General features: G+C 55.5%; 16 protein-coding genes and 1 pseudogene. 9 read left to right on the top strand and 8 right to left on the bottom strand.

Annotated features, from left to right (window positions below):
• The first annotated feature begins 408 nt into the window (after window positions 1-408).
• The 3 genes from GSQ80_RS23310 (at window position 409) to GSQ80_RS09710 (ending at window position 2788) form a co-directional block, all read left to right on the top strand.
• Complete coding sequence (locus GSQ80_RS23310) at window positions 409-1119, top strand: SUMF1/EgtB/PvdO family nonheme iron enzyme (protein WP_254059561.1); 711 nt, start codon at window positions 409-411, stop codon at window positions 1117-1119.
• 73 nt (window positions 1120-1192) lie between these two features.
• On the top strand, window positions 1193-2128 hold the full coding sequence (gene egtD / locus GSQ80_RS09715) for an L-histidine N(alpha)-methyltransferase (protein WP_254059560.1): 936 nt from the start codon (window positions 1193-1195) through the stop codon (window positions 2126-2128).
• 90 nt (window positions 2129-2218) lie between these two features.
• On the top strand, window positions 2219-2788 hold the full coding sequence (locus GSQ80_RS09710) for an HAD family hydrolase (RefSeq protein WP_158787464.1): 570 nt from the start codon (window positions 2219-2221) through the stop codon (window positions 2786-2788).
• Between the two features lie 88 nt (window positions 2789-2876).
• On the opposite strand, the gene GSQ80_RS09705 is transcribed toward GSQ80_RS09710, so the two are convergent.
• The 7 genes and pseudogenes from GSQ80_RS09705 to GSQ80_RS09670 form a co-directional block, all read right to left on the bottom strand.
• A complete protein-coding gene (locus GSQ80_RS09705) occupies window positions 2877-3110 on the bottom strand; it encodes a hypothetical protein (protein WP_158787463.1) in 234 nt (77 codons plus the stop codon).
• Between the two features lie 14 nt (window positions 3111-3124).
• A pseudogene (locus GSQ80_RS23880) lies at window positions 3125-3861 on the bottom strand (alpha/beta hydrolase).
• Window positions 3862-4016: 155 nt separating this feature from the next.
• Entirely contained in the window at window positions 4017-4505 is a 489-nt protein-coding gene (locus GSQ80_RS09690) for a VOC family protein (protein ID WP_254059559.1), read from the bottom strand.
• Window positions 4506-4634: 129 nt separating this feature from the next.
• Complete coding sequence (locus GSQ80_RS09685; protein WP_158787460.1) at window positions 4635-5447, bottom strand: type 1 glutamine amidotransferase domain-containing protein; 813 nt, start codon at window positions 5445-5447, stop codon at window positions 4635-4637.
• 105 nt (window positions 5448-5552) lie between these two features.
• Window positions 5553-6293, bottom strand: coding sequence for an MBL fold metallo-hydrolase (locus tag GSQ80_RS09680; protein ID WP_158788639.1), 741 nt, complete (start codon window positions 6291-6293; stop codon window positions 5553-5555).
• Window positions 6294-7805: 1512 nt separating this feature from the next.
• Window positions 7806-7979 (bottom strand): LuxR C-terminal-related transcriptional regulator, encoded by a 174-nt coding sequence (locus GSQ80_RS23875; RefSeq protein ID WP_158787459.1) that lies wholly within the window; start codon window positions 7977-7979, stop codon window positions 7806-7808.
• 82 nt (window positions 7980-8061) lie between these two features.
• Window positions 8062-8436 (bottom strand): response regulator, encoded by a 375-nt coding sequence (locus GSQ80_RS09670; RefSeq protein WP_158787458.1) that lies wholly within the window; start codon window positions 8434-8436, stop codon window positions 8062-8064.
• A 556-nt stretch (window positions 8437-8992) separates the two neighbouring features.
• Between GSQ80_RS09670 and GSQ80_RS09665 the strand changes: the two genes are divergently transcribed.
• The 6 genes from GSQ80_RS09665 (at window position 8993) to GSQ80_RS09640 (ending at window position 18009) form a co-directional block, all read left to right on the top strand.
• Window positions 8993-12025 carry a sensor histidine kinase gene (locus GSQ80_RS09665; RefSeq protein WP_158787457.1) on the top strand — a complete coding sequence of 1011 codons (3033 nt, stop codon included), beginning with the start codon at window positions 8993-8995 and terminating at the stop codon, window positions 12023-12025.
• Window positions 12026-12027: 2 nt separating this feature from the next.
• Window positions 12028-12660, top strand: coding sequence for a response regulator transcription factor (locus tag GSQ80_RS09660; RefSeq protein ID WP_158787456.1), 633 nt, complete (start codon window positions 12028-12030; stop codon window positions 12658-12660).
• A 391-nt stretch (window positions 12661-13051) separates the two neighbouring features.
• Complete coding sequence (locus GSQ80_RS09655) at window positions 13052-13366, top strand: hypothetical protein (protein WP_158787455.1); 315 nt, start codon at window positions 13052-13054, stop codon at window positions 13364-13366.
• Between the two features lie 182 nt (window positions 13367-13548).
• Complete coding sequence (locus tag GSQ80_RS09650) at window positions 13549-14316, top strand: sensor histidine kinase (RefSeq protein WP_158787454.1); 768 nt, start codon at window positions 13549-13551, stop codon at window positions 14314-14316.
• Window positions 14273-14926, top strand: a complete 654-nt coding sequence (locus GSQ80_RS09645; protein ID WP_254059557.1) for an alpha/beta hydrolase — start codon at window positions 14273-14275, stop codon at window positions 14924-14926. Before GSQ80_RS09650 ends, GSQ80_RS09645 begins: the two co-directional genes overlap by 44 nt.
• A gap of 317 nt (window positions 14927-15243) precedes the next feature.
• On the top strand, window positions 15244-18009 hold the full coding sequence (locus GSQ80_RS09640) for a PAS domain-containing sensor histidine kinase (RefSeq protein ID WP_158787453.1): 2766 nt from the start codon (window positions 15244-15246) through the stop codon (window positions 18007-18009).
• A 12-nt stretch (window positions 18010-18021) separates the two neighbouring features.
• On the opposite strand, the gene GSQ80_RS09635 is transcribed toward GSQ80_RS09640, so the two are convergent.
• Window positions 18022-18966 (bottom strand): aldo/keto reductase, encoded by a 945-nt coding sequence (locus GSQ80_RS09635; protein ID WP_158787452.1) that lies wholly within the window; start codon window positions 18964-18966, stop codon window positions 18022-18024.
• Between the last annotated feature and the right edge of the window lie 3 nt (window positions 18967-18969).

The raw sequence follows: 18969 nt of genomic DNA, 5'->3' as shown, positions 1-18969 counted from the left end.
CGAAACCTTTGTGCTGCGTCCCTTCCTCCCAAAGTACAAACCCTTCCGCGAAGAGTTCCAGGGTCTTTTTAATAGCTACTACGTGACGCTGGGCGAAGAAATCCCTGAGAAAAAACTTCGGTCCTCTTTCTCTCGTCCTTCACTTGCAGAGATCGAGGCGTTCCGCGTGCACGTGGATCGCGGGATAGAGCAACTGCTCCTAGATTCAGTCGAGGCAGAAGTGATCAGGCGCATTGTCCTGGGCCTGAGCCACGAACAGCAACACCAGGAACTGGCGCTTACAGACATCAAACAAGCGTTTTTCACGAATCCACTCCGCCCGATATACCAGCCCGGCTTGTTGCCGAAAGGTCTAGCCGATCACGCGCAGGACATTCGCTGGTTCGACTTCGAGGGGGACTCACTAAAATGGGACGGTCGCCGAAAAAAAACCAGCCTCTGGACTTTTGCTTCGACAATGAAACTCCGTGCCACTGGGTGTACTTGCAGCCCTTTCAGATGGCCAACCGTAGCGCCACCTGCCGCGAGTATCTCGAGTTCATGATCGACGGAGGATATACGCGGTCAGACCTTTGGCTATCCGACGGATGGGAGACGGTGCGACATTTCTGCTGGCAGGCACCGCTCTATTGGGATCGCCACCCCAGTGATCCTACCGGCTGGAGAGTCTTCACTCTCAGAGGATGGCATGGCCTGTCCGACTTGCTCGACACTGCCGTTTGCCACGTCAGCTTTTTCGAGGCGGATGCTTTTGCGAAGTGGCGCTCTTGCCGTCTCCCAACCGAAGCTGAGTGGGAGTCCGTTGCCGGCCACTTGCCCGTAGAAGGAACCTTCCTCGAAGCGGAGCGGCTCCATCCGGGCACAGCGAACGGCACAGGTGACATCGAACAGTTGTTTGGCGATACCTGGGAATGGACAGCGAGCGCTTACACCGGCTACCCAGGCTACAAGCCGCCGGTGGGCGCCCTGGGCGAATACAACGCTAAGTTCATGTCATCTCAGATGATCTTGAGAGGTGGTTCCTGCGTTACACCCGCAGACCATATCCGCGCCACCTATCGCAATTTCTTCCCCCCCGCCGCACGATGGCAGTTTAGCGGTATCCGTTTGGCAAAGTGAGGGCAACCCCATGACGACTCTCTCTCCACTATTCGACCTCGGCAGCCAACCTCTCATCGACGCACGTACCGAATTGATCCGCGAGGTGCTGGACGGCCTCCGCTCTCGGCCGCGCACGCTCAAACCCTGGATACTCTATGACGACTTGGGCTCCCGTCTCTTCGAGCAGATTACGGACCTCCCGGAGTACTATCCCACTCGTACCGAACGCTCGCTGCTGAGCCGGCATGCTAATGCCATCGTGGCGTCCGTGACGGACGGTTCCCAGCCCTTGCGAGTCGTCGAGCTCGGCGCAGGCTCCGCTTCAAAGACTTGCCTGTTGTTGGCCGCTGCAACACGCCTGCACCTCGACGTGGTTTACATGCCCCTGGACGTCTCGGGGGATGCCCTGGACCTAGCCTGCACGAACATTCAGAATTCCTTTCCCGAAGTGCTCATCGAGCCAATGGTAGTAAATTACGTCGACTCTCCCCCGCAACTCGAAGAATTCGAAGGCTCTACCCTGGCTCTATATCTTGGTACAAGCATCGGGAACTTCACCCCAACAGAATCGCGAACCATTCTCCGCAACTTGGGTTCTCAACTAACCAGACAGGACGCGTTCCTTCTTGGGACGGATCTCGTAAAAGACGAGTCGTCCTTGATCGCGGCCTACCAGGATAGCCAGGGTGTAACGGCGGCGTTCAACTTGAACATTCTGAATCGCCTTAACAGGGAGCTCGATGCCGACTTCGATCTTTCTGGCTTTCGCCATTGCGCGCGCTGGAATTCATTCGAGTCCCGCATCGAGATGCATCTCGAAAGCACCCGTAGTCAAGCGATCCAGATTCCGGCCGCCGGGCTCAAACTCGACTTTCGAACTGGTGAGACCATTCATACCGAGAACAGCTATAAATTTACGGACGAAACGATCAGGGCACTTCTGTTTGACTCGGGCTTCGCACCTCAAATGACCTGGAAAGACGCGCGCCAGTGGTACGCCTTAACGCTGAGTCACACCTGCGAATGAGCAGAAGCGCAAAGGCCAGCAGCACTCCGACTCGTATTGCCTGTGTCGAGCATCAAACGAGAGTACCCATTTCAGTGCTGGAGCCTTCGCATGCCGATGGACCTCGCCTCCTCCGATGTATTGTCTCGCGCACGCAAGGTCAAGCTGTTCCTGATGGACGTCGACGGGACACTCACCGACGGTGGCGTCTGCCTGATCTCGTCAACGACAACGGACGGACCTGACCCTGTGGTCAGCGAGATGAAAGTCTTTGACGCGCATGACGGTCAGGGGCTGTCCCTGGCCCATACGATGGGGATCAAAACCGGCTTCATCACTGGCCGTTCCTCACCAGCCGTATCCAAACGGGCTGCCGAGCTAAAGGTTGACTTTGTCTATCTGGGTCAAGCAAGAAAAGTTGCAGCATTTGAGGATTGCCTGCAGCGGGCTGGCGTCCTCCCCGAAGAGGTCGCCTATCTGGGAGACGATCTTCCCGATGTTCCAATCGCCCGCCGCGTAGGACTGGCAGTTTGCGTCGCCAACGGCGCGTCGGAACTGAAGGACGTCTGTCACTTCACGACACTGCGGCAGGGTGGAAGGGGGGCCGCCCGCGAAGTGGTAGAGCTCATCCTGAAAGCGCAAGGTCGTTGGGAGGAGGCTGTCCCTCAAGCCCTGGCCTAGACGGATACCACTATGAGTAGCCCCGGTTTGCAGTCGGCGATGGATACGACATCCCTCACCAGAGGAGTTCGCCCAGAAGAAACGGCGACTAGAAGTTGAAAAACTCATCGCGCAGCGCATCTTCGTAGGCTTTCTTCGCGGCCTTTGCCTTGTCGCCGGCGTTTGCCTCCGCGAAATAAGCGGCTTCCCAGGTATCAATCTCCGCCTCGGAATGGTTCACCAACGCCAGCATTTCTTCCTTTCGTATGGCATCGATCCACTCCTCGACTGCCGACTGGTAGCTGCGTTGCATTTTATCCAATTCTGCAACTTCGATTTTCATTGTTCTCTAAGCCTCTAATTCGCTTTCGCCGCTGCTTGCTCGATCATCTCCGCCACTTCACGCGGATGAGACATCATGACCAGATGATTAGACTGCGCGGGGATTGAAGTTGCCCTCATCGTCGCCACTTCGTCTTTCTCCAGTTGCGGCGGAATCGCCCGCTCGTTACCGGCAATCACAGCCCACGAAGGCTTACTCTTCCACGCCGGTGTGGTCACCACGGCTCCGAAATCAGCCGCCGCAGTCTGACCCTGTGTCGACACGAGGATCTGTTGCTCCTTTTCCGGGCGATCCTGTGCCATGTCTTCGGTAATCCCTTTTCGAGTAGCTGTCAGAAAGCCTTGAGCGTCGAGCCGAAGCTCGCTACCCAGCGGAGCAGGCGGGTAAGGCTTGGTGACGGAATTGATGGATTCGGCTTCCCCAGGCGCAAAGGCCGCCACGTAAACCAGCCGGATACTTTCGCGTCATTCCCGGCTTCGGTAATCACCACGCCGGCGTAAGAATGTCCTACTAGGATCACTGGGCCGTCCTGCAATGCGATGATGCGCTTCGTCGCCGCTACGTCAGCGGCCAGCGAGGTCAGAGGATTCTGCACAGCCACCACATGAAACCCCTTCGCTTGGAGCACCGCAATCACTCGACTCCAGCACGATCCATCTGCCCACGCGCCGTGAACCAGGACGATATTTCTGACCCCGCGCGGAGAATTCGCCTGGGCCAAACCTCTACTGCTGAGTCCGGACACAGTCATCGCGATAGCCACGAGTAAACCCTGCCGTATCTTTTCGGGAACTTCATCCCTTTCTCCTCGTCGGCACACCTGCCCGACCGCGCTGCCGAAACCTCGGCCGCGGGTGACACCGATGTCTCAGCTAAGCGCCGAAGCACGGAGTCACTACCGCAGTCCTACCCGTACGTTTGATCCGTGCTCTGTCCAACCTCGATGATGTACCCGTCAGGGTCGCGAATGTAGCAACGAATCTCGCCATACTTGGGTATCGGCTCCGTGATGAACTCGGCCCCTCGCCCCTTCCATAACTCGTAACACGCTTGAATATCCGCAACCCGGAAGTTCATAAAGCTGCTGAGATGATCCGGATCAGGCACGCTAAGCGATACTGTCGGCTTGTCCGGCGTAGGACCACCGCCTACGTTCAAAATCATCCAGATATTCGCGAGTTGAAGGTATCCCGGCGCGTTACCATCGCCCAGGCTCAAAATGCTAGCTCCGAAAACCTTTTCGTAGTAGCGAGCTGCACGCTCGATGTCTTTCACGGTGAGAAAATGCGCGATGCTGATCCCGTCCCGCGGGGGCATCTCATAACTCTTCTGTGCGACTTCTACGCTGTCCATTGTGACGTCTCCAACTCCAATAAATCCTCGTCTCAGGCTCATGCAGATTCGCCGGTATCGATAATCCCGGCAAAGTTAAGGCAAACAATAGCAGGCGAAACTAACGGCCCCATTCTCGTATCGTTTGCGATCGCCATCCGCAACATCGCCGCTTCCGGGTGGCCCCGATTCTCAAGCTGCGGCTGCAACCTTCTTCTTCTCATTGAGTACCGATAGCAGAACTTTCAGAACCGCTTCATCCGAAAACGGATTTTGACCAGAGATCAACTCGCGATCCTGAAGGACATAGCTCTTCCATGGAGCGAGCACACTCACGTCGCCGCCGGCCGTGCTCAAGGCGAAGTCCGGGTAGAAAAGAACCTTTCCCCCAATCTCAAGCGGCTCCCGCTGTTGCTCTTCCGCCGTCGAGAAGATAGTCATCTTATATCCGGCATAGATCCAGCCCTGAGCCTTGGCTCGCGCTCCAGCGACATCGCCTGCAGCCAGCGCTGCGACGAACTCCCACGAATTCGGAAGAGCCGAGAGCAGTGAAATCGGGCCATGGCACAGCACGGCCGTAGGCTTGGAAGTTTCGTGGAAGTGCCTGAGCACGATCCCGGCATCGGGGTCATCCAGAAGATCGATCATCGGGCCATGCCCGCCAGGGACGAATACAGCGTCGTATTGATCCAGTCCCGAGGCGATGACATCCGCGATGCGAACAGGATCTCTCAGCTCCATCAGGCCATCTCGAAATAGCAGATAGTCCTGGAGCTTTGCCGCGTCCCCGCCAAAGAAATCGACGGTCTCCGAATTCACATCCGGTTGGGGCGTGTTGCCTCTGGGGTTGGCGAAGGTTATTTCGTAGCCCTCCTTCATCAGAGCGCGAGTCGGGACCGTTAGTTCATTGAGGTAGTAGCCCGCTCCCTTGTAAATCTTGCCATCCTTCAAGGGAAAGCCGCGACCGCTAGACACTAACGCTAAGATTTTTCCTTTCGATGCCATTGTTGCTCTCCTTTTTGAATTGAATTCTGTTATCCAAAAGCTGAGTTCACTCTTCTTCTGCGGACTAACCAAACTGCAATGACCCGCTACCGCGCTTCATGTGAGTCATGCACCTGGAAATCCAAACATCAGCCACGACTGATTGGCGACCCAACGCGGGTAGAGCGTCGTCATCCGATCGAAGAGTTCTTGGTCGGGTGCCTCAGTCTTCTTCAGTCGATCGAAGTTCTCCAGGTAGCGCTTTGTCTCCTGGATCGTCACCGCAGAATCCGGAGCGCCCGGCTTCTTATGGCCGGCGACTACCATCGACGGGTTCAGCGCTGCCATCCCATCAAGGTCCGCGATCCAATTCTGTCGGCCCTCGGGCGTGGTGTCGCCGACGCACATGTGGCACTGGTTGTAGACAACATCGCCGGCGACGATCAGGCCGATCGACGGAACATAGAGAGACGTCGAATCCGGGCTATCGGTGCTGCCCTGCTGCAGTATCTGCAATTCGTAGCCTTCAAGAGTGAAGGTGTCGCCCCCATAAGCCTCATGCGCAATTAATTTGGTGGGTATCTGCCCAGGAAACATCTGGCGCGCCAACCGCTCCACCGCGGGAGTGAACGACATCTGCATAGCCTTCATCGCACCGGGGGTCGTGATCGCTCGAGCACCCGGAAAACGGTCGAGCAGGATGCGAAGCCCGTAGAAGTGATCGAAGTGGGCGTGCGTAATGTAGATCGTTTCAAGGTTGCGGTTGTGCAGGGCGACCCAATCGTCGAGAGCCTCGGCCTCAGCCACCGTCATCATGGCGTCTACCAGCACCGCATCATGTTCACCGAAGATGAACGTCGAAGTGATCGGGTTAAACCTGAGAGCTTCGCCGAATGGCCTTGGCCGCTAGCCCACCATGGCTTTGTCTGGGGCAGTAAACACATTCACACTAAGGGCGTTCGCCGGGACACCCTCAGTCGCGCTCGGGGTTTGTTGCAATCCATTTGTACTGTCCATCGGTTACTCCCTTCGAAGCCAGACCGGGCAACGATCTAAGGCAAGGTTCACAGAAGCGCGACGACAAATCCATTGGACGAACGTATCGATCCACACCAAAGTATCGGTAGGCCTACGCAACCTCCGAGACGTCGCTATGCTATCGATCTTGCTTGGTTGCGGTCTCCGCTGAGCCGAGTTGTCGGCTTTGCGAAGAGAAGATGTTCAGGTCCGGCAAGGTCACTGGGCTATCGTTGACCTTGTCTGCAAGGGCAATCATGTACGGACCGTGCCCATGCCAAGCTGGGTAAAGGAACCGGTTGACGGGGGGCTGACCACTGCATCAGTCACGACGGGGCGCGTGTTCAGGGCGGTCAGTCGTTACGGGACCGCTTGGGGAACCGGCATTTAAGAAAACGTCGTCTGATATGTGAATCGGAGCTGCACCCGGCGCTTGGAGCTGGACCGCCTCGCGCCTAATGGTCTTCGGCGCACCTGCGCGAAGCCAACGGCTGGAAGGAGGGAGGAAACTTCGTCTCTGTGCAGAGTGTCTGCCCGAATACTTAGGTGCTATCGTCACCAAGGGGCTATATATGCACGACGGTGTTGACTGGAAAGCCGCTCCGAACACCGCTCATTGGTGGGCCGTGGACGCTGATGGGAAAGCTCATTGGTTCAAGCCACCCAACGTTGCCGCGTTCACCAGTTTTTGGTTTACTGAGAGTGAGCAAGTGCCCCCGTTCGACTATTCGGGCGACTGGCGCGAGAGCCTTGCCGCCTTACACGGGCGGTGACATTGCCACCTAAAGATGCGGACCCTCAGCGGATTTTAAGTCCGAAGTTTCCACAGTTGCAGGAGGTCGGAAGCTCTCGCATACTCACTGCATAAAGCCCTGTAAACGAACCGTTTGCAAGAACATTGACCTTCGCATGGCATCGCAGCTCAACGCACTGAATCCCGGTACAAAGTATCACCAAAAGTATTACAAAAAAATGTCTGCAGCGATCGGATAAGCTGCGTCTCCTCGGCTGACATGCAACTTCAAAGACTCGGTTGAAGAGCGCGACCACCGATCTGCTGCAGACGTCGAGCCTATGTTCTCAGCATGAGAATAGCTGTTGGAATGCCCGCTAAACGGTGCGGATCAGTGTGCCTGCATACATACGCTGAGCACGCTCAAGCCGCCACACAGAGTATGGCCCGATGATTAACATTGTTCTCAGCGCTATCTCATTCGCCATTTTGAAGTGCGCGTTTCTGACCTTGTTCGAGAGCTCACGAGGCACACGTACTTCAAAGCTGGAAGTCATGAGCAGCGACCGCTAATCGGGGCAAAGCTTAGCGAAGAAGTGGGCAAGCGGGAAGCAATCGCCGCGAAAGCGTCAGGCCCTATGCGCCGGCGTTAACCGAAGCCTTGTCGCCATTTTTACCAGGCCGGGGAGAGACTCGGCTTGCATCTTTTGCATCACCCTGCCACGGTGGGCCTTCACGGTGATCTCACTTATACCCAACTCAGCGCCGACCTGTTTGTTCGAAAGTCCAGAAACAACCAGCACCAGGACCTCCTTTTCGCGAGGCGTAAGCGATGCGTAACAATCTCGAAGCGTTCCTGTCTCTGTCGAGCAAGTTGCAAGTCGTTCAGTCTGTCTTAAATACGGTGTCGAGTGCCTGAAGAAGATCCGTCTCGTTAAAGGGTTTCAGCAGGCATTCGACGGCCCCCAATTTGAGCAAACGCGGCCGAAGCGCTTCCTCTCTTTGCGCGGTAATGAAAATGATAGGAACATTTCGCCGGCGGATCGCCAATTCGCGTTGCAGCTCTGGTCCGGTCATTCCCGGCATGGCGATATCCAGGATTAAACAGTCGGTTTGGTCAAGGAAGTCAGACGCAAGAAACTCTTCCGCGGACGAGAACGTCTGGGTAGCAAACCCAAACTCCCCCAGCAAATCTGGCAGCGACTCGCGTACTGATTCATCGTCATCAACCACAGAGATGAGTGAGCGTTTGTTCTTCATATGTCCCTCACCACGCTCTGCATGCCATTGAAAACAAATACGCCAATCGAGTCAATTTCCCAAATCAACGCGGACAGCGCGTAGCAACACAACTGAACTCGTCCTGCACAGGGACCTTTCTTGCCGCTGCTTAATAGCAATATGATCCGCTAAGAGTCATGCCCGTGTCGATAATACTTTCGTAGCGGGTATCGCTATATGAGACGCAATCGCTCTCGCGACCCATCAGCAGCGTTCCCTATCTCGGACTCGGCGAGCCGTACCGTCTCTCGAAATAAATCATTGCCTAAAACCAATACCAAAGCATAATGGTGCCGGTCCTCGAACGCAGTCTATTGTCAGTTAAGACAAACGAACGAAAAGGGATTGAATCGGTGACTGCCTAAAACAGTCGGCCCGACACCGGAAGAACGGTAGGCCGGCGGTTGATTACTGTTTCTTTAGGTTCCCTTGAAAAGTTGAGAAATGGGCGCTATTGCAGGGCAGGAGAATTTAATTGCTTCAGTGTGTTTCCGCGCCATGCCGATCCGCCCACCGCCTGATCCTCGGATTAATCGTGGCAGTCGCCGTGATGGCTCAATCTGGAGTCAAGGCGTGGTCGCTTGAGGCCGTACTTAGGGACTATCACCACAAAGCTTGGCCACTCGACGATGGACTTGGGGCGGTATTTGCGCTCCAGCAGGCACCCAATGGTTTTATGTGGCTTACGACTTCAAAGGGAATTTTCCGTTTTGACGGAGTTCGCTTTCAGTCAGCGGGTGATGCAACGGACCATCAGATCCATAACGCAGATCTCGATTCCGTCTTCGTGTCCGCCTCCGGAGACCTATGGTTTGTTACGCGCTCCAAAGGCTTGCTCCTTTGGAAGGACAACCACGTGAAAGCATTCCCTGACCGGAGATGCACACCACCAAGCAGAACCGGAGGCATAGCGGAAGATTCGAGCGGAGTTCTGTGGGTTCAGTCTTCAAGAGGCGTCTTCCGCCTGAAAGATGGACGTTGCGAGCCGGTTACGAATGAGCCGGCATTCCCTAAGGGCTTCCCGCGCGCGATTCTTATGGACGGAGCCCAAACTCTGTGGGTCAAATGGGCAACAGGCGAGGTCTTCTTTCTACTCCATGGTCGGAAAAACTTTCAACAAAGCTCACACGGCAAAGGAGTGGAGGGTCAGTTTTCGTTTTTAAAGGCTGCACCAGACGGTTCAGTCTGGCTTTCGGACGATCGTGGTTTGCGTCGGATATCCGAACGAGCGGAACCTGGGACATCTTCAAATGAGCGAAAGACAACTGGCAAGATTCTGACAAACGTTTACAACTTTGCCTTTGGTCCAGATGGCTCCCTGTGGACTACTTCTAAGAACGGTTTGCAACATTTCCGAAACGTCGATCGATATGCTATCGACGAGCCGGTCAAATCCACTGATGCCGAGACATTCGACCTGAAGCAAGGTCTAACCTCCAATGTAATCTGGGATCTTACGTTTGATCGAGAAGGAAATCTGTGGGTCGGCACCAATTCGGGCCTGGACCAGTTTCGTCGTAACGCATTCTCTACCGTTGAAATTCAGACTTCTGCGGACTACCAGTTCGCCATCGCCGCGGGCGATCAAAACAGTCTGTGGGTAGGGAGCCGCAGCGTTCCATTAACTCACGTGTTCGCTGACGGACATACGCAATCGTTTCCAGAGACACACAATTGCCTTGTGATCCGACGAGCATTTGATGGGACCATTTGGTCTTCTGGTTTTGGCGACAAGCGTCTTTGGAGAGTGACGCCGAACAGGCCCATTCCGGTCGATTTTCCACAAAATGATGAGCAAGCCGCGACAGATATCGCCGTGGATCGCAACAAGGAACTTTGGATGACTACCTTAATTCCGGAGTCCTATCATCTTGTAGACAAAGAATGGATCAAGATGGGAGCTAAGCTAGGCAGGAAGCCTGGTGTCATTGGAGCTATGAGCGGTGACGACTACGGCAACATTTGGTTCGCATTCTCGAACAACGTAGTTCAGTGGGATGGCAAAAATTATCATCGGTATTCGTTCCCGGACGGATCGGACAATGTCTCGGTCGCCGTTGTTGCAGTGCATGGCGAACACATTTGGATGGGTGGTTCGGGAGGCGTACTTCTCTTGTCTAAGGGCAACTTCCGCCTGTTGCGCTGGAAGGGAAACTCCGATCCAGGTGGCGTGACCGGTCTTATTGAAACCGAGGCGGGGGATCTTTGGCTCAATGGTCCGATGGGAGTGACCAGAGTTCCTGCTGACGAATTGCAACGCTGGCTGAAGGATCCACAGTACACTGCGACAGCCGAACGGTTCGGCGTGTTGGACGGTCTCCCAGGCTTCGCATCCGAGCGCTGGCCAGAACCCTCAGCCATCGAGTCAAGGCTAGGTGTACTTTGGTTTGCAACTACCAAGGGCGTTGCATGGATCGACCCGATCAACCTCGCAAAATCTCGCAACCGTATCCCACCGCCGGTCGTGATCGAGTCAGTCATCTCAAACCAGAGGAGCTTTCCTGCAATCAGATCCCTGACCAGACTCCCGCACAGCGGAAACCTAGAACTCAATTATACCGCGCTCAGTCTATCCGTTCCCGAGCGTGTTCTCTTTCGTTACAAGCTTGAAGGTCTCGAAACCGATTGGCAGGAGGCGGGGGCCCGCAGACAGGCTTTTTATACTAATCTCGCGCCAGGCAGGTATACGTTTCACGTCATCGCCTCCAATAACGATGGCGTTTGGAACACTGAAGGGGACCAATTCACCTTCCTGATCCCGCCGGCGTACTATCAGACCACCTGGTTTCGAGCGGCCTGCATTGCCGCCTCTCTCGCGACCTTGTGGGGTATCTATCGACTTCGCCTCAGGCAAGTCCAGCGTCAGTTCAGCCTCGCTCTGGATGCGCGCGTGAATGAACGGACCAGAATCGCACGAGAGTTGCACGATACTTTATTACAAAGCTTCAACGGTCTGCTTCTTCGTTTTCAAACGGTCTCGAACCTGCTTCCGTCACGGCCAGAGGAAGCCAAGACGCGAATCGACGGCGTGATCGAAGAGGGATCCAACGCAATCACCGAAGGCAGAGATGCGGTCCATGAGTTGCGCTCCGTTGGATTCCTGAACACCGATATCGCCGAGTCGATCGGAAAATTTGCCAAAGAACTGCTTGACCATCCGTCCGGCAGGAGTTCTCTCGATTTTCGGGTACAGGCAGAAGGCACCCCGAAGAGCCTGAATCCCATGGTCCGCGATGAGGCGTATCGCATCGCGGCCGAAGCGCTTCGAAACGCGATCCGGCATGCTGGAGCCCGACGAATCGAGGTGGAGATACGTTACGACCTCGACTACTTGCGACTGCGAATCCGCGACGACGGTAAAGGCATCGACAACAGCATTCTCGACAAGGAATACGCACCCGGACACTGGGGCCTGCGCGGGATGCGCGAACGGGCCAAACTTATCGGAGGAACTTTTGAAATATGGAGTGAGACGGGCTCCGGTACCGAAATTGAATTGAAGATACCGGCCGCAAGCGCTTATGCAAGACGCTCCGCTTCGCTCAGGTCATTCTTTTCGCGGAGCTAACAATGAACGACGTTTCCGTTCCAATTCGCATCCTCTCGGTCGACGATCATCCCATTTTTCGCGGCGGGATAAAGGGACTTCTGTCCGACCAGCCGGACATGCTGCTTGTCGCCGAAGGGTGCAATGGACGGGAAGCGATCCAGCAGTACCGCACCCATCGCCCAGACATCACCCTCATGGACATCCAGATGCCTGAGATGAATGGCCTCGACGCCGTCATCGCCATTCGTGGTGAGTTTCCCGAAGCCAAACTCATTGTGCTAACCACCTATACCGGCGATGTCCAGGTGTTGCGAGCCTTGAAGGCAGGCGCCCACGCCTACCTGCTCAAGAACCTCCTCCACAAAGAATTGCTGGATACGATCCGGGCTGTTCACTCCGGCAGAAAGGCCTTATCGCCTGAGGCATCTTTCGAGATCGCACAGCATGCGACAGATGATGCGCTGACCCAGGGTGAAGTGGACGTGCTGCGGCTGATCGCCGCGGGCAACGCCAATAAGCAGATCGCCGACCGTCTCTCGATCACCGAGGAGACGGTCAAAGGCCGGGTGAAAAACATTTTGTCCAAGCTAAATGCAAACGATCGGACCCACGCCGCGACGATCGGACTGAAGCGTGGAATCATAGAGCTTTAGCCACGGACCTCGGGCACCTTGCCATTTACTGGAAAGATGCCGTGGCGGAACCGGCACATTTCTTCCCGACCCTTGGGCTAAGGTACTCCTGCCACGGGCGCAACTCTCTCCGAAGCCGCAGCGGGCAGCGAAGCCCCATTGGGAAAAGCACAATCTTTAACGCAAAGTCCGCCAAGGGAGCCGAGTTGCGCCACGGCTTCTGTAGTTGCGCCGTAAGGACAGGATGGCTCTTTTGAGAGCCGGATGCTCTAGCCTGCTCGAAAGAGTCTTCCCCGAACTCTTTCGAGGGTATCTCGCGAGCGCTACAAAACAGTACCTTCGGTCAGAGGTTCATTTGCATCGTTTATTCTCTACCTTCGCCCGCGGCTTACCCGGCACAGGACTCTTGCTGATGCGGTTGGCTTTGGGCATCTCCCTCATCGCAAACGGAGTCGTGAAATTCCAAGCTAGCCAGGCCATTGAGTTAGGAGTCCTCAACATTCTCACTATTGTTGTCGGTGCGCTGGTAACCATAGGGCTCTGGACGCCCATCGCAGGGTTTCTGGTGATGGTGCTGACCATATGGTGCGCTCGCGCTCAACACACAGGTGTTTGCCCTGCTGTTCTATCGGCCACCATCGGCGCGGGGCTGGCTCTCGTAGGACCCGGAGCGTGGTCATTGGATGCGTGGCTCTTCGGATGGAAGAGAATCGATCTCGAAGATTAAGTCCACCTTCAGCCTGCGAGATTTTGCCGACTCGAAACGGGCCTGCCGCAAACTCGATCCAGTTCGCACACGACTCTATCTGGGGTTTCGCGCGCTCACCGCATTCATTGAGAATCGGCACAAGCATAAAAGAGTTCCACTATCTTTTCTGCAGCGATCAGTAACGAAACAGGGAGTGAGACATGAATCTGCTTGCAAGTTCGTTGCCCCAGACCTCGATAAACGCTGCAAAACTTGGATTGTTAGCTGCGTCGATTGCACACGAAGTCAATCAACCGCTATCGGGGATCATCACCAATGCAAGCACCTGCTTGCGGATGTTGGCGCTTGATCCTCCTAACATTCACGGCGCACTCGAAACGGCACGACGCACGATCCGCGACGGCAACCGCGCCGCTGAAGTCGTCACACAACTCCGCGCACTCTTCGCCAACAATGACACCCTGACCGAACCCGTGAATCTGAATGATGCCGCGCGAGACGTCATCGCACTGACATGGGACGAGTTGCAGCGAAACCACGTAGTCCTTCAGTTGGAACTTACAGACGGTCTCCCGCCTGTCTCAGGTTTGCGTGGGCAACTTCAGCAGGTCATTCTAAATCTGCTTCGAAACGGATCGGAGGCGATGAAAGATGTCGAAGACCGTCCAAGGCTGTTGCTGATTAGAACCGGACTCGACGAACATGGCCATGTTCGCTTGACCGTTGTAGACTCCGGGATCGGGTTCGACGCTCAAGCCACCGCGATGCTCTTCGAAGCGTTCTACACCACGAAGAGTAGCGGCATGGGCATCGGGCTGTCCATCTGCAGGTCTATCGTGGAGCGCTTCAGCGGTCATCTATGGGCAATGCCAAACGACGGCCCCGGAGCCACATTTTCATTCTCAATTCCATGCTTTTCCAGGAATGCCGAAGAGTTGCGACGGCATCACGCGTTGCAATCAGTTTGAACATTCAGATCCTGTAGCAGAACCGCCTGATTTTAAGAGACGTAAAGCCATCACCATCAGGCTGACCGAACGCTGCAAGGCTCTCGTCTCCGTGAGCGGTTATCTGATCGGTAGCCAGGCCGCCGGCAAAGTGCCCTTGCCTCCGAAGGCTGAACTCCAGTGGTGGTATCAGTTTTACTTTGCCACCGAACGCGGCGAGGCGGGGTACGAGAAATATCGGCGTGACTTTGCGAAGCTCATCTGGCAGCTCGCATCGCCGGGATGGAACTTCGACAATGCCACATTCGATCGCAGCGCGGCATCCTTCGATAATCCGGATCACGTCAAAATCGTGATCCACAACTACCGCTGGCGGCAGGCTGTGGCTGAAGGAGAGCCGGAGTATAACGAGTTGGAAAAGCGACTAGCCGCGAGTCCCGTCATCGCCGTGCCCACCATCACCCTGGAAGGTGATGCCAATGGCGCACCGCATCGGCAAGCTAGTGCCTATGCCAATAGATTCTCTGGCAAGTATGCTCATCGAATCATCACAGGCAGCATCGGCCACAACCTACGTCAGGAAGCCCCGACTGACTTTGCCCAGGCCGTCGTGGATGTTGACGGCTATTGAACAAATCCTGTTCACATTGGACGTGATGAAGGCAATTCACCGATTGCGCTTTCTTCACCGGCGCGCATAGGCACGGTATCGCTGGAGTGTTCCAACTCGACCTCTACCTTTCTGGTCTGACCTCGAGGAGGCCTGCTGGTGGCGGTTTTCCGGTGAATTGCTGCCTGGAGATGGAAAATGGACAGTAGAATAGGATTTGTCCCGACGGTTCTTCCAATCCTGCAGACCCTTTCTGGCCAAGGGTTTGATTGCGGCATACAAGCATGCACAATTACCCTTCCGATCCCGCTATTGAAGTCCAACGCCTACAGCGTTCCATGAACGATCTGGTAAGCGCGCTTGCTCTGCCAGCTCTTTGGAGCGGTAGCGAACCGGGTCGAGTCGTTGAAACTTTTCTCGATGCTCTGGTAGGAATGCTCGATCTCGACTTCCTGTATGTGCAAGTCAGAATTGGTTCCATCGGCATCCCGATCGAGGCGCTCAAAACCGCTCAGTCTTATGGCGCGAGTCATAGTCCAAAGCAAATTCGCCAGGCTCTGGACCCGTTGTTTGGCGAAGGTGTGCAGCGACGGATTACCAAGTCCTCGGTAACTCTGGGGGATAAGGAGGTATCGATCTTCCCTCTGCAAATGGGAGCAGAAGGCGAGGTTGGACTCATCGTTGCCGGATCCGGCAGATCAGGCTTTCCCGAACAGACCGAAAGGCTTGTCCTAAGTGTAGCGGCGAATCAAGCGGCCATCGGTTTGCTGCACGCACTACGCGTGGATGAGCAAAAGCGGTCTGCAAGTGAAGTCGATCTCCGAGTCGCGGAACGCACAAGGGAGCTTGTCGAAACTAACAGCGAGATGGAAATCCAGGTTGGAATACTGCAGCATCTTCCTGTGTCTGCCTGGACCCTCACGCCTGATGGGACACCGGATTTCGTGAATCGAGTCTGGCTCGAGTTCTCCGGCCAAACCCTCGACTTCGTCCGCTCGCATCCCGAGGCCTGGATGACTGCGATCCACCCTGAAGATCGAGAGAGGGCAGGCAAAAGTTTTTGGGAGGCTGTGCAGTCGGGACAGGGTTTCGCGATCGAAACCCGGTCTCTCCGCGCTCAAGACGGGTTATATCGCTGGCACCTGAATCAAGCTGTGGTCTTGCGCGACTCCCAGGGAAACGTCCTCAAATACGTCGGCACGACCACCGACATCGACGACCAGAAGCGTGCCGAAAAGTTGCGAGCAAGCGAGGAAGAGCTGCGTCAGATTCTCAACAGCATCCCCGGGCAGGTATGTACGCTAAATCCGGCGGGTCTGATCGAGCTTGCCAATCAGCCACTTACCGAATACTTCGGCATGACGGTTGAGCAATTGAACATGTGGGAAGGCGATAACGGTTCGGTCCATCCAGAAGATCTTCCGCGTGTGATCGCGAAATTCACACACGCCATGACGACCGGAACTCCCTACGACATTGAAGTCCGTTATCGTTGTGCCGACGGGGTATATCGCTGGTTTCAGTTTCACACTCTTCCTGTGAAGGACACGCAAGGCGCAATCATCCGCTGGTACTGTCTCATCGTCGACATCGAAGACCGGAAGCGTGCCGAAGAGGCAGTACAAGCAGGCACCCGCAACCTCGATCTGATTATCAATACGATTCCGATGCTTGCATGGTCTACCGGTCCGGACGGCTTCGTTGAGTTTCTCAATCAACGTTGGCTCGATTATACCGGCATGTCTGCGGAAGAAGGCGCCGGGTGGGGTTGGGCTGCTGCGATTCATACGGAGGACGCGAAAAGGCTTTTGAATTACTGGCAAGCGGCAATGGTTTCCGGCACCGATGTTGACGTGGAAGCACGCATGCGCCGCTTCGATGGGGTGTATCGATGGTTCCTGTTCCGTGCCAACCCCTTGCGCGACGACGCAGGCAACATCGTCAAATGGTACGGCACTAACACCGATATCGACGACCGCAAGCGAGCGGAGGAAGCGCTGCGTCTACGTGAACTCAACCTGCTGCAGGTAACGGAGACCATACCGGAGATGCTTTGGAGTGCGACGCCGGATGGTGCCATCGATTACTGCAATGGTCGCTTGCTCCAATACACCGGCTTTTCCCACAAAGACATTATGAGCGACGGCTGGATGAAACTTCTGTATCCCGACGATGTCGGGCCTGCAGCGGAGACATGGAAGTCTTGTGTCGAGAGTGGCACGCCCTACCGGGTTGAAGTTCGTACGATTCATGCTGCCGATCAAACGTATCGCTGGTGTGTAACAAGCGCGCTTCCTCTACACGATGATGATGGCCACATTTTGAAGTGGCACGGCACTGTGGTGGACATGCATGATTGGAAGCAGGCCCAGGAAGAGCTACGCAACACACAATCAGAACTCGCCAGAATGATGCGGGTAATGACCATGGGCCAATTGACCGCTTCGATCGCGCACGAAGTGAGCCAGCCGCTGTCGGGAATAATCAACAACGCAGGCACCTGTCTCCGCATGTTGAACAGCGATCCTCCGAATGTCGACGGGGCGCGAGAAACGACGCAACGCACAATTCGCGATGGACATCGTGCCACAGACGTAATCACTCGACTGCGAACGCTCTACAGCACGAAACAGATCAACCCCGAATCGGTGGACATGAATGAAGCCACTCGAGAGGTGGTCGCACTCCTGTTGGGCGAGTTGCAGAAGGACGGAGTGGCTCTGCAGCTTCGCTTCAGTGAAAATCTACCCCGCGTCATGGGAGATCGCGTTCAACTACAACAGGTCATTCTCAACCTGCTTCGCAATGCATCAGACGCCATGACAATAGTGGATGACAGGCCAAGACAACTGATCATCCATACGGACGCGGATGGAGATCTTGTTCGCGTTTCGATACAGGATTCCGGAGTCGGCTTTGATCCCGAAATGAAGCACCGGCTTTTTCAGTCATTCTTTACGACCAAAGAAGAAGGAATGGGTATAGGTCTCTCCGTGAGTCGCTCGATTGTCGAGGCGCATCATGGCCAACTATGGGCGGCCAGAAACGACGGCCCGGGCTCTACATTTGCCTTCTCAATTCCCTGCTGCCACGACTCTCAGTAGCCGCGTTGATTTTCAAGCTGGGTTCACTCGCGGAATGAAACCCGGGCTGCCAGTATTCACAACGTCATTGAGCCTCTGCCTGATCTGGATGCGATTAATCTCCTCCAGCGCCTCTTGTGGAAGCGCGGAGATGTTGAAATTCTCTTTCGCGCGGTCCGCTGTCCGGGGAGTCGTAAGCAAGGCGGTGCCGCGTTGTACCGCCCAAGCCAACAACACCTGTGCAGGCGTCTTTCCGACCCGCGTCGCGATCGCGGTGATCACTGGATCTTCGAGCGGTCCAGGTCTCGCTCCATGACCCAGGGGCGCAAAAGCCAGGAGCACAATATCCTTCTCTTTACAGAATTCTAGAAGCTCCGTCTCGGGAAGATACGGATGCGCTTCAACCTGAATCACGGCCGGCTTTATTCTCGCCGCTTCATAAACAGGCAATAGTTTCTTCAACGTGATGTCAGACAATCCGATGGCCCGGCACTTGCCACCATCCACAAGACTCTCCAACGCCCTCCAGGTCTCGACCAATGTCACGCCCGAATCGTAAATGACATTGCCGTTTTGGTCCCGCGGATCTTGATTGTCTCCCGGCTGAAACGCAAACGGCGTATGGATGAGATAGAGATCCAGATACGTGAGTCCAAGTCTCCCAAGACTTGCCTCGAAAGCGGGTTCGACGCGGTCGGGCCGGTGATTCGTGTTCCACAATTTTGTGGTGACGAAGAGCTCCTCGCGAGTAAGCCTCCCGGCAGCAAGTCCTGCCTGCAAGGCCTCACCTACCGCGCTCTCGTTCCGGTATCGCTCTGCACAATCGAAGTGCCGGAATCCTGCTTCCAGCGCGTCTGTTGTGGCGCGCTTCGTTTCAGCTGGATCAGGGATCAGGGTGCCAAAACCAAGAGCCGGCATCTGGCCGGCTCCGTGGTTCAGCGATATCCTCATAGTCCGCAAATCAGAAGATGCAATCACGAT

The sequence above is a fragment of the Granulicella sp. L46 genome (assembly GCF_009765785.1).
In the GTDB taxonomy this organism is placed as follows: Bacteria; Acidobacteriota; Terriglobia; order Terriglobales; family Acidobacteriaceae; genus Granulicella.
Note: the sequence above shows the minus strand (reverse complement) of the source record. Positions and strands in the feature narration are given on the sequence as shown.